Source organism: Mycobacterium malmoense (genome assembly GCF_019645855.1).
GTDB lineage: Bacteria > Actinomycetota > Actinomycetes > Mycobacteriales > Mycobacteriaceae > Mycobacterium > Mycobacterium malmoense.
On record NZ_CP080999.1, the window covers coordinates 3762184 to 3773575 of the forward strand.

At 68.4% G+C, this 11392-nt stretch carries 9 protein-coding genes; 3 read left to right on the top strand and 6 right to left on the bottom strand.

Translation table 11 applies throughout. The features are described 5' to 3' along the window. Window positions 1-3: 3 nt before the first annotated feature. The 5 genes from K3U93_RS17255 to fabG are packed head-to-tail and all read right to left on the bottom strand — an operon-like array spanning window position 4 to window position 5077. A complete protein-coding gene (locus K3U93_RS17255) occupies window positions 4-681 on the bottom strand; it encodes a GntR family transcriptional regulator (protein WP_083010930.1) in 678 nt (225 codons plus the stop codon). 4 nt (window positions 682-685) lie between these two features. Next, a complete protein-coding gene (locus tag K3U93_RS17260; RefSeq protein ID WP_083010929.1) occupies window positions 686-1879 on the bottom strand; it encodes an acyl-CoA dehydrogenase family protein in 1194 nt (397 codons plus the stop codon). Next, entirely contained in the window at window positions 1876-3075 is a 1200-nt protein-coding gene (locus K3U93_RS17265) for a CoA transferase (protein ID WP_083010928.1), read from the bottom strand. The genes K3U93_RS17260 and K3U93_RS17265 overlap by 4 nt, the downstream gene beginning before the upstream one ends. Continuing rightward, entirely contained in the window at window positions 3072-4289 is a 1218-nt protein-coding gene (locus K3U93_RS17270) for an acetyl-CoA C-acetyltransferase (protein WP_083010927.1), read from the bottom strand. Before K3U93_RS17270 ends, K3U93_RS17265 begins: the two co-directional genes overlap by 4 nt. Window positions 4290-4318: 29 nt before the next feature. Further along, window positions 4319-5077: a 3-oxoacyl-ACP reductase FabG gene (gene fabG, locus K3U93_RS17275; protein ID WP_083010992.1), complete on the bottom strand. Its 759-nt coding sequence runs from the start codon at window positions 5075-5077 to the stop codon at window positions 4319-4321. Between the two features lie 127 nt (window positions 5078-5204). Between fabG and K3U93_RS17280 the strand changes: the two genes are divergently transcribed. Continuing rightward, complete coding sequence (locus K3U93_RS17280) at window positions 5205-6389, top strand: acyl-CoA dehydrogenase family protein (protein WP_083010926.1); 1185 nt, start codon at window positions 5205-5207, stop codon at window positions 6387-6389. Window positions 6390-6529: 140 nt separating this feature from the next. Then, on the top strand, window positions 6530-8377 hold the full coding sequence (locus K3U93_RS17285; protein ID WP_083010925.1) for a fatty acyl-AMP ligase: 1848 nt from the start codon (window positions 6530-6532) through the stop codon (window positions 8375-8377). Here the strand turns inward: K3U93_RS17285 and K3U93_RS17290 are convergent. Next, the gene (locus K3U93_RS17290) at window positions 8367-9443 is read right to left on the bottom strand and encodes a phosphotransferase family protein (protein WP_083010924.1); all 1077 of its coding nucleotides are present in this window, start codon (window positions 9441-9443) and stop codon (window positions 8367-8369) included. The two genes, K3U93_RS17285 and K3U93_RS17290, sit on opposite strands and share 11 nt — an antisense overlap. Before the next feature lie 373 nt (window positions 9444-9816). Between K3U93_RS17290 and K3U93_RS17295 the strand changes: the two genes are divergently transcribed. Then, window positions 9817-11367, top strand: coding sequence for a PPE family protein (locus K3U93_RS17295; RefSeq protein WP_139797014.1), 1551 nt, complete (start codon window positions 9817-9819; stop codon window positions 11365-11367). The last annotated feature ends 25 nt before the right edge of the window (window positions 11368-11392 follow it).

An 11392-nucleotide genomic window follows, 5' to 3' on the forward strand; every position in this document is an offset into this window, starting at 1 on the left:
ACATCAGGTCGAATCAATAACTACCCCCCGCGAGACGAGGTGCTCGATCAGCGGAACCGCCCCGGCGGCAAGGTGTTCCGACATCGCGGCGCGCGCCAGCTTGTCGTCGCGCTTGTTCAGCGCGGACAATATCCGCCGATGGTCCTTCATCGACTGTTCCGGCCAGCCCTCGATGGTCGGGAACACCGATTCCGGTGCGTAGCGGGTGATCTGCAGCATCAGCTGGGCCAGCTTCGGCGAGTCCGCGGCGACGTTGATGGCCCGGTGGAACTCGTGATTCAGCCGAACGGTGCGCTCGTGATCGTCACCGGCATAGGCCTCTTCCAATTGCGCCTGAATCTGCTTGAGTTCGCGCAGCTGCTCGTCGGTGATGTTGACCGCGGCCCGCGCGGCGAGCTCGCCGCCGACGTGCGCCTGCACGTTCGCGACGTCGGTGACGTCCCGCCCGGTCACCGGCAACACCACGAAGCCGCGGCGGGGCTGTTGGGCGATCAGGCCCTCGGCGCGCAGGGCGAACAGTGCCTCACGCACCGGCGTGACGCTGACGCCCAACTCCGCGGCCAACTGGTCCAGGCGAACGTAGGACCCGGCGGTGTAGGTGCCGTCGAAGATCCGCTTGCGGATAAAGCGCGCGACGTCGTCGGAAAGTTGCGGCCGCGCAGCGAAATCCGGAACGCTCATCGCCTCACACCCGATACTCGGCGAGCAGCCGCTTGCTGATGATGGACTTCTGGATCTCGCTGGTTCCCTCACCGATCAGCAGGAACGGTGCGTCGCGCATCAGCCGTTCGATCTCGTATTCCTTGGAGTACCCGTAGCCGCCGTGAATGCGGAAGCTCTGCTGCGTCACCTCGGAGCAGAGTTCGCTGGCAAGGTATTTGGCCATGCCGGCGGCGACATCGTTGCGCTCACCGGAATCCTTCAGCCGCGCGGCGTTGACCATCATCAGGTGGGCCGCTTCGACTTTGGTGGCCATCTCCGCGAGCTGGAACGCGATGGCCTGATGCTCGGCGATCGGCTTGCCGAAGGTGTGCCGTTGCTGGGCGTAGCGCACGGCGAGCTCGAAGGCGCGAATGCCGACACCGCACGCCCGTGCCGACACGTTGACGCGGCCTACCTCGATGCCGTCCATCATCTGGACGAAACCCCGGCCCGGGGTTCCACCGAGGATGTCGTCGGCGCTCGCCCGGTAGCCGTCGAAGAGGAGCTCGGTGGTGTCGATGCCCTTGTAGCCCAGCTTGTCGATCTTCCCGGGAATCGTCAGGCCGGGCACGACTTCGCCGAACCCCGTTGGCTTTTCGACCAGAAACGCGGTCAGGTTGCGGTGCGGTTTGTCGGCGCCCTCGTCGGTGCGCACCAGCACGGCGATCAGCGTGGAACTGGCGCCGTTGGTCAGCCACATCTTCTGGCCGTCGATGGTGTAGGTGCCGTCCGGATTGCGCCCCGCCCGGGTTCGGATCGCGGCGACGTCGGAGCCCAGCTCCGGCTCCGACATGGAGAACGCGCCGCGGGACTCGCCGGTCGCCATGCGCGGCAGGAAGCGCCGCTTCTGCGCGTCGGTGCCGTGCTGGCGCAGCATGTACGCCACGATGAAGTGGGTGTTGAGCACGCCGGACACGCTCATCCAGCCGCGCGCCAGCTCCTCGACGCACAGCGCGTAGGTCAGCAGCGACTCCCCCAGCCCGCCGTATTCCTGCGGGATCATCAACCCGAACAGTCCCATGTCGCGCATCTGGTCGACGATGCGCTGCGGGTAGGTGTCGCCGCGTTCGAGTTCGGCCGCGTGGGGAATGACTTCCTTGTCGACGAATTGCCGTACCGTGGCGAGGATCTCGGTCTGGAATTCGGTCAGCCCGAGGGTCTGGGCGAGCTTGGTCATGCGCTGTCTTTCCCTATCGTGTTGGCGGCCGTCAGGCGCGCGATGTCGGCGGCCGTCAGACCCAGGCACTCGGTGAGCACGTCGGCGGTGTCCTGTCCCAGCGCGGGGGCGGGTGCGGGTTCGGGGTGGGCGCCGTCGAACGCGGCCGGCATGCCGGCGGCAAAGTAGTCCCCGACGCCGGGCTGGCGCAGCCGGGAAAACAGCGGATTCGCGGTCACTTTCGGTCCTGCCGCGACCTCGGCGAAGGTGCGGTACCGCTCGAACAGCACGGTGGTGCCCGACAGCGCGGCGGTGATCTCGTCGGCCGTGCGGTCGGCGAACCAGGTGGCGAACAACCCGGACAGGACGTCGCGGTACCGGTAGCGGTCGCCTTCGGCGTCGAAGTCCACGCCGAGCGCCCCCGCGAGCGCGGACACCGCCGCGCCGGTTCCGGTCACCTCGACCAGGTCGCGAAAGTGCCTGCCGGTCAACGTCACAACCATGAACCTGGCGCCGTCGCCGCTGGTAAAGTCCCGGCCGTACTGGCCGTAGATGGCGTTGCCCAGCCGCTCGCGTTGCGTCCCGTTGACCTGCGGCTCGGTCAGCAGCCCAAGGTTTCCCGCCGTCGCCAGCGCGACGTCCTCCAGCGCGAGGCCGATCCGCGCGCCCACCCCGGACCGGTCGCGGCGGCGGACGGCGGCGACGACGGCCAGCGCCGCGTACAGGCCGCAGCACACGTCCCAGGCGGGCAGCACGTGGTTGATCGGGCCGGCATGATCGGCCGGGCCGGTGACGAGCGGGAACCCGACGCCGGCGTTCACGGTGTAGTCGACCCCGGTGGAGCCGTCGCCGCGCCCGAGCAGCTGAACGTGGATGACGTCGGGCCGGCCGGCGGCCAGGCGATCATGGCTGAGCCAGGACAGGCCGGCGGCGTTGGTGACGACGATGCCGTCGCCCTCGACGATCAGCCGCCGCACCAGATCCTGGCCCTCGGGCGAGCGCAGATCGATAGTGGCCGAACGCTTTCCCTTGTTCAGCCCGGTCCAGTAGATCGACGTGCCGCCGTCGGCCAGCGGCCAGCGCTGGACGTCGGAGGCGCCGCCGATCGGGTCGATGCGGATCACCTGCGCGCCGAGCTGGCTCAGCGTCATGCCGCACAGCGGTGCAGCGACAAAACTGGACACCTCGACGACGGCGAGGCCGCTCAACGGGTTCATGTCGAGGCGACCCGTTCGAAGACCGCGGCAAGCCCCTGCCCGCCGCCGATGCACATGGTCTCCAGCCCGTATCCCGCCTGGCGGCGGTTGAGTTCGCGCGCCAGGGAGGCGAGCATCCTGCCGCCGGTCGCACCGACGGGATGACCCAGCGAGATTCCCGAGCCGTGCACGTTGGTGCGCTCATGGTCGGCGGTCCCGAACTTCCATTCCCGCATGACCGCAAGCGCCTGCGCGGCAAAGGCTTCGTTGAGTTCGATGAGGTCGATGTCGGACAGGCGCAGGCCCGCCTTGGCGAGCGCGGCCTCGGTCGCGGGCACCGGCCCGAGGCCCATGACGTTGGGCGCCACACCGGCCACCCCCCACGACACCAAGCGGACCAGCGGCGTCAGACCGTATTCGTCCGCCTTCTCAGGCGTGGTCACCACGCACATCGATGCCGCGTCGTTCTGCCCGCTGGAGTTGCCGGCCGTGACCGTCGCCTCCGGATCATCGTCCAGCAGAACGGGTTTGAGCTTTCCCAGCGACTCCACCGACGTGTCGGCGCGCGGGTGCTCGTCGGTGTCGACCAGCTCCTCGCCGTGGCGGCCGCGCACGGTGACCGGAACTATTTCCGAGGCCAGGACGCCGTCCTTCTGGGCGGCCACCGCGCGCTGGTGTGAGCGCACCGCGAGCTCGTCTTGTTCCAGGCGCGAAATGCCGTACCGGCGGCGCAGGTTCTCGGCGGTCTCCAGCATCCCGCCGGGCACCGGGTGGTGGCGGCCGCCGGCCGTGGTGCGCCCCCGCGCCAGCCCGTCGTGCACCCGGATGCCGCCGCGGGCGCCGCCCCAGCGCATGTCGGTGGAGTAGAAGGCGACGTTGCTCATGCTTTCGCAGCCGCCGGCGAGGACGAGCTGGTGATCGCCGTTGCCGACCTGCAGGCACGCCTGGATCACCGCCTGCAGGCCCGACCCGCAGCGCCGGTCGACCTGCATCCCCGGAACCGTCACCGACAGGCCCGAATCCAACGCCACCACCCGCCCGATCGCCGGCGCCTCGCTGCTCGGATAGCAGTGCCCGAGGACGACGTCCTGCACCGCCTCGGGCGGTATCCCGGTTCGCTCGAGCAGCCCCTTCAACGCGGCGACACCGAGGTCGACGGCGGTCAGGGACTTGAACATTCCGCCGTAGCGGCCGATCGGTGTGCGCACCGGCTCACAGATGACGGCCTCACGCATGCCTACCCCTGTCTCTTAGCGCCACTCACTCACATGAACCTGCCACCGGTGACCTCCAGGACGGTCCCGGTCATGTACGACGACAAGTCGGAGGCCAGGAACAGGGCGACGTTGGCGACCTCGCCGGGTTCACCGGCCCGGCCCATCGGGACCTCGGCCACCTTCTGGTCCCAAATGCGTTGCGGCATGGCCTCCGTCATCGCCGAACGGATCAATCCGGGGGCGATGGCGTTGACCCGAATGCCCAGGTGGGCGAGCTCCTTGGCGGCGGCCTTGGTCATCCCCACGATCCCGGCCTTGGCCGCCGAGTAGTTGGTCTGTCCGACCAGACCCACCTTCCCCGACAGCGAGGACATGTTGACGATTGCGCCCCTTTGGTTTTCGGGCTTGCTCTCCCGCATGATCGCCGCCGCCATCCGGGTGCCGTTCCACGTTCCCTTGAGATGCACCGCGATGACCTGATCGAACTGTTCCTCGGTCATTTTGCGCAGCGTCGCGTCGCGCGTGATTCCGGCGTTGTTGACCATGATGTCCAGGCCGCCGAAACGTTCGACGGCGGTTTGGACGAGCGTGTCGACGTCCGCGGCTTGCGTCACGTCGCATTGCACCGCCAAGGCGACATCGGGACCCAGCTGCTTGGCCGCAACCTCGGTGGCCTCAAAGTTCAGGTCGCCGAGGACAATTCGCGCGCCCTCGGCGACGAATCGCTGCGCAATGGCGAAGCCCAGGCCTTGCGCCCCACCCGTGACCACCGCGGTCCGACCGCTCAGCAACGACACCTGGATCACGCCTTTCCTGGTTTCCTTCCGCCCGTGGGGCGCCCGCCTTTCGAATATCATATTTCATATAGGATCCCGCCGAGAGCCGGGGTGCCTCAGCTCGAGGCCGATAAGCCGATAAGAGGAGCGTCTGCGCATGACCGCCGCCGAAGGCCCCGAAGTCTCCGACGAGGACTTCCGGGAGATCCTCGCCCAGACCCGTCAGTTCGTTCGCGCCGCCGTGGTCCCGCGCGAGCGGGAGATCATGGCCGACGATCGGGTGCCCGATGACCTTCGCGACCAGGCCAAGAAGATGGGATTGTTCGGCTACGCGATTCCCCAGCGGTGGGGCGGCCTTGGCCTCAACCTCGTGCAGGACGTCGAGCTGGCGATGGAATTGGGCTACACCTCGCTGGCGCTGCGGTCGATGTTCGGCACCAACAACGGCATCGCCGGACAGGTCCTCGTCGGCTTCGGCACCGACGAACAGAAGGGCCGCTGGCTGGAGTCGATGGCGTCCGGCGACGTCGTCGCCTCCTTTGCGCTGACCGAGCCCGGCGCCGGATCGAACCCGGCGGGCCTGCGGACCAAAGCCGTTCGCGAGGGCTCCAAAAAAGACAGCGCTTGGGTGATCTCCGGCCAGAAGCGGTTCATCACCAACGCGCCCGTCGCCAACCTCTTCGTGGTCTTCGCGCGCACCCGGCCGGCCGACGACCAGGGCCCGGGGATCGCCGTCTTCCTGGTTCCCGCCGACGCCCCGGGCGTTCTCGTCGGCGCCAAGGACGCAAAGATGGGCCAGGAAGGCGCGTGGACCGCCGACGTCAGCTTCGGCGACGTTCGGGTCGGGGCCGACGCGCTGGTGGGCGGCAGCGAAGACCTCGGCTATCGCGCGGCGATGACCTCGCTGGCGCGCGGCCGGATCCACATCGCCGCCCTCGCGGTGGGCGCCGCCCAACGCGCGCTCGACGAATCCGTGTCGTATGCCGCCACCGCGACGCAGGGCGGGACGCCGATCGGAAGCTTTCAGTTGGTGCAGGCGATGATCGCCGACCAGCAGACCGGTGTGTTGGCCGGCCGCGCGCTGGTCCGCGACGCCGCGCGGCTGTGGGTCAGCAATCAAGATCGGCGGGTCGCGCCGTCGGCGGCGAAGCTGTTCTGCACCGAAATGGCGGGCAAGGTCGCGGACCTCGCGGTGCAGGTTCACGGTGGCAGTGGCTACATGCACGGGGTTCCCGTCGAACGCATCTATCGCGACGTGCGGCTGCTGCGGCTGTACGAGGGCACCAGCGAAATTCAGCGCCTGATCATCGGGTCGAACCTGGTCAAGGCGGCATGGCGATGACGTCGACGGGGTGTCATGGCGTCTCGGGAAGCCGATAATGGCTCAGAATGTGATGTACGTCACAGCCGTGATCCAATGGTGACAGCCAACATGCCGGGCCGGAAGCGCGAGACAGTTGCTGCGGCTTTTATTCTCTTTCCATGGGTCGGGACCCGCTGTCGACTAGCGCTGCGCAGCCAACGGTGGCTGACATCAATGATTACGTCCGTGCCGACGGCACGATCGTCTTACCTGACGGCATCACGCTGACGTCGTTTTTCGATCAATACCGGGCCGCGTTCGGCGACAGCCCGGCGTATCGATTCATCGACTACGCGAAAGACCAGGACGGGCGCGTCGTCGAGCTCAGCTGGAATGGGCTGTGGTCGCGGGTCCGCGCGATCGGCGCGCGCCTCCAACAGGTCACCAAGCCGGGGGACCGGGTGGCGATCGTGGCGCCGCAGGGTGTCGAGTACGTTGCGGCCTTCTTCGCCGCCGTCCATGCCGGCAACATCGCGGTCCCACTGTTTGCGCCAGCCCTGTCCGGACACGCCGACCGGTTGCGGGCGGTGCTGGCCGACGCCCGGCCCACCGTGGTGCTGACGACCGCGGCGGCGGCCGAGACGGCACGGGAGTTTCTGCGGGCGCACCCGGTGGCCGGCCGACCGCGGCTGATCGCCGTCGACGCGATCCCGGCGACGCTCGCCTCGATGTTCACCGACGTGACGGTCGGCACCGACGACATCGCCTACCTGCAGTACACGTCGGGCTCGACGCGGATACCGGCCGGGGTGGAGATCACCCATCGCGCGGTGTGCACCAACGTGCTGCAGATGATCCTGGGCGGCGGGCTGGACCGGGGAATCCACAGCGTGAGCTGGCTGCCGCTGTATCACGACATGGGATTGCTCATGCTCATGTTCCCGGCGTTGGGCGGCGGATACCTCACGCTGCTGGATCCCATGGCGTTCGTTCGCCGGCCCTACCGATGGATCAAAGAGCTGAGCGCGGAAGCGGCTATCGGCCGGACGTTTGCGGGCGCGCCGAATTTCGCCTACGACTTGGCGGCCGAGCGGGGGCTACCTCCCCAGGGGGACTCCATTGACCTGCGCAACGTCGTCGGCCTGCTCAACGGCTCCGAGCCCGTGACGATGTCGGCCATCGAGAAGTTCACCAAAGCGTTCGCTCCCTACGGTCTGCCCGCGACGGCGATCAAGCCCTCCTACGGGATGGCGGAAGCGACCCTGGGAGTGGCCACTACCGCCCCGGATGCGGCGGCCAGGGCCGTAGTCCTCGACCGTGTTCAGCTGGCCGCGGGGCGCGCGGTGATCGTCGCGCCCGACGCCCCCGATGCGGTCGCCTATGTCTCCTCCGGCCGGCCGCTCCCCAACCTGCGGGCGGTGATCGTCAGCTCGGACGGCGCCGAGGTGCCCGATGGTTCCGTCGGGGAAATCTGGTTGCACGGCAACAACATCGGCCGCGGATACTTTGGACGCGAAGAGGAGACACAACGCACGTTCGGCAACAAGCTGCAGTCCCGGCTCGAATTCGGCAGCCACGCCGAGGGATCACCGGACAACAGCTGCTGGCTCGCCACCGGCGATCTCGGTGTCTACATTGACGGCGAACTGTACCTGACGGGACGGATCAAGGACCTCATCATCGTCGATGGTCGCAATCACTACCCGCATGACATCGAAACGACGGTCGGCCAGGCGTCGAGCGCCGTCCGAACCGGTTACGTGGCCGCGTTTTCCGTTCCGGCGGACTCTCCCGACGACAGCGCGGCGGAGCAGCTCGTCATTGTCGCCGAACGTGCCGCGGGCGTCGGGCGCGCCGATCCGGGCCCCATCGAGGCGGCCGTGCGGGCGGCGGTTTCGCGCGAGCATCACATCCGGGTCGCCGACGTGCGGCTCGTCGCCGCCGGGGCCATCCCCCGCACCACCAGCGGCAAGCTCGCCCGCAATGCCTGCCGCGCCGACTACATCGCCGGGCGGTTCAGCCGATGAGTTCCAACGTTTCCAGGTCGCGGATCGCCTGACAGCCCCGGCCGAGCATGGTCAGCACCATGTCGTCGCCGCGCTCGGTGGCGGTGGCGAAGGCAAAGCCCAGAGCCGAGATCAGCAGGGCCTGAATCGCCCCGAGACGGTAATCACGCCAACAGGTTTCACGGTCATACCCGCCGACGCCGTACCCCAGTAGCGCCCGGTGGTACTCGTCGACCAGGCCGTTCTCGACCGTTGAGCGCAGTTGCGAATCCAAGCTGGTCGCCGTGAAATACGCGAGGTCCCTTGCCGCCAGACCCACGCCGAGCGTCTGCCAGTCGACCACGCTCACCCGGCTCCGGCCCGTATCGAACAGCAGGTTGTCGAGCCGATAGTCCCCGTGCAGCAGGGCAAAGCGGTCCCGTTCGGCAAAGAGCCAGGGCGTCACCTTGCCCATTGCCGCAGCGAAGGTCTCCCTGTCTTCGGGCCTCATTCGGTCACCGAGCTTTTCCAGGGTGATATCGGCGCTCATCTTCGCGACGTCACCCAGGCCCTTCGCGGAAGCCTCGTCCGGGCGGGGAAACGCGAGCCCGGGTAGGTCCAGCCAGTACGGGTCGCACCAGCTGGGCCCGTGCAATCCGGCCAGCGCCACCACGGCCAGCCGCGCCTCCCGCTCGCCACAGCCGGCGATCTGGTCGCCTTGCACCGCGGGCGCTTGGTCGGCGAGCAGTAGTGCGTAATCCAAAGCGTCCTCGGTGATTTCGCAATAGAAGCACCGCGGCGTCGGCACTCGCACCCGGTCGGCCACCGTGGCATAAAACGCGCACTCACTGCGATAGCCGATGGTGACCCGGTCGCGCACGGTTTCGTCCTGGGCGGGCAGTTTGATCACGAAGGTCGGCGGCAGATCACCGGGGGATGTCGCGTATTGGGCCACCACCCGAAAGGTGGCCCCGGTCTGCCCGGTGCCGATCGCCACGACCTGCACGTCGGAAACCTCGACGGGCGTGCGGTGTTCGCTGAGCGCCGCCGACAACCATTCGGCGGTCACGTCGCCGGGGTATCGCGGAATCGCCACCACAGCACCCATAAGCAGCACGCCTCCAGCGCTCGACCGACCGATCAACTGTAAGGCATACGGCAAGAGGCCCGGGAATCGCCGCCGACCGGTGGGACGGTTCCGGCGCCGTCCGGCAACCCGGCGCCAGTTACCACCGCCCCCACGGAACTTAGGTTATGCAATACTAACTTCAACAAGGTAGGTTCAGTCAACGTGGACGGGGAGATGTCGGGATTTGGTATTCCCGACAAACAGGCATGGAGATTGTCGCTGACAGACTGAGGGCGGTTACCGGCCGACACGGTATCCCCCTGGGCGCCAACGGGTTTCAGCGTGCGGGTCAGGCGGCGCCGGGCGCCGGGACTGCAGGGGGTCGAGAAACCCGGCATGCGGGCGGGCTACCGTGACCGCGCCCATCTGGATGGCGCTGCCGCCGGAGGTGCATTCGGCGCTATTGTCCAGCGGTCCCGGCCCCGGCGCGCTGCTGGCCGCCGCCGGGGCGTGGCAATCGTTGAGCAACGAATACGCCACCGCGGCAGCCGAACTCAGCGGCCTGCTCAGCGCCGTCCAAGCGGGCGCCTGGGACGGGCGGAGCGCCCAGCGGTACGTCGCCGCCCACGCGCCATACCTGGCGTGGCTGGCGCAGGCCAGCACCAACAGCGCCTTTGCGGCCAGCCAACACGAGGTGGCGGCCGCCGCTTACACCACCGCGCTGGCCGCCATGCCGACGTTGCCCGAACTGGCGCTCAACCACGCGACGCACGCCGTGCTGGTGGTCACGAACTTCTTCGGCATCAACACCATTCCGATCGCGCTGAACGAGGCCGACTACGTCCGGATGTGGATTCAGGCGGCCACCACCATGGGCACGTATCAGGCGGTCGCCGGCGCCGCGGTTGCCGCCACCCCAACGACGGCGCCCGCACCGCCCGTGCTGCAGCCCGGGGTCGGCGAGGCCAGTCAGGGCGCGGCCGACCTCACCCAATCGGCGGCGCAGGCGCCGGCCGCCGATTCGGGTTCGAACCTGAACCTTGCAAACATCATCTCCGAGCTGCTGCAGGACTACATCAACTTCACTCACCAGGTCTACGACCCGATCATCAACTTCTTGCAGGACCCGCTGGGTAACACCGTCAAACTGGTCACCGACTTCTTCACCAATCCGGCGCAGGCGTTGGTGACCTGGGGTCCGTTCCTGTTCGCGGTGGCTTGGCAGACGTTTTCCTGGATAGGAGCGTCCCTCACCTACCCTCAAATTCTGCTGGATCCCCTGCTGGCCACCACGCTCGGCGTGGTGCTCGGGGTGGGCTCGCAGCTCCTGGTGCCGGCGATCGTGCCGGCGGGAATTGCCGCGGGGGGCGCCTTGCCGGTGCTGGCGGCGCACGTCGATCAACCGGTCTGGGCGGCTACCGGCGTCCCCACAACCGTGGCGACGCCCGCTGCGGCGCCGGCGAGTGCGGGGGTCGCCGTACCCGGGCCCGGGGCCCCGCTCACGGCGTCGGCTGCCGCCCCCGCCGTTCCGTATGCCGTCGCCGGTCTAGGCCCCGACGAGGGCTTCACGCCCACACTGCGCGATAGTTCCGGCGCCAGGGTGCCGGCCGTCGGCGTTCCAGCGGCCGCCGCCGCCGTTTCGGCGTCGGCGCGGGACAAACGCCGCGCCCGCCGGCGCCGTCGGGCGGTGTCCAGGGGCTACGGTGATGAGTTCATGGATCTGGACTCCGGTGTCGACGCCGGCCCTCCGCCCCCCGAGGAGCCCTCGGTCACCGCGTCGACCGGAGGTGCGGGGCCGATGGGCTTCGGCGGTGTTGCTGCCAACGGCGCCGCCGAAGCGATTGGACTGAAGACCCTCGCCGGCGACGCGTTCGGCGGCGGGCCGACCAGTCCGATGCTGCCGGGAACCTGGGAACCGGACGCGGCTGACAGCGACGCGCCGGGCGCCAGCCGGCCACGCTAACCCGGCTTCGGTCCCGATCAGACAG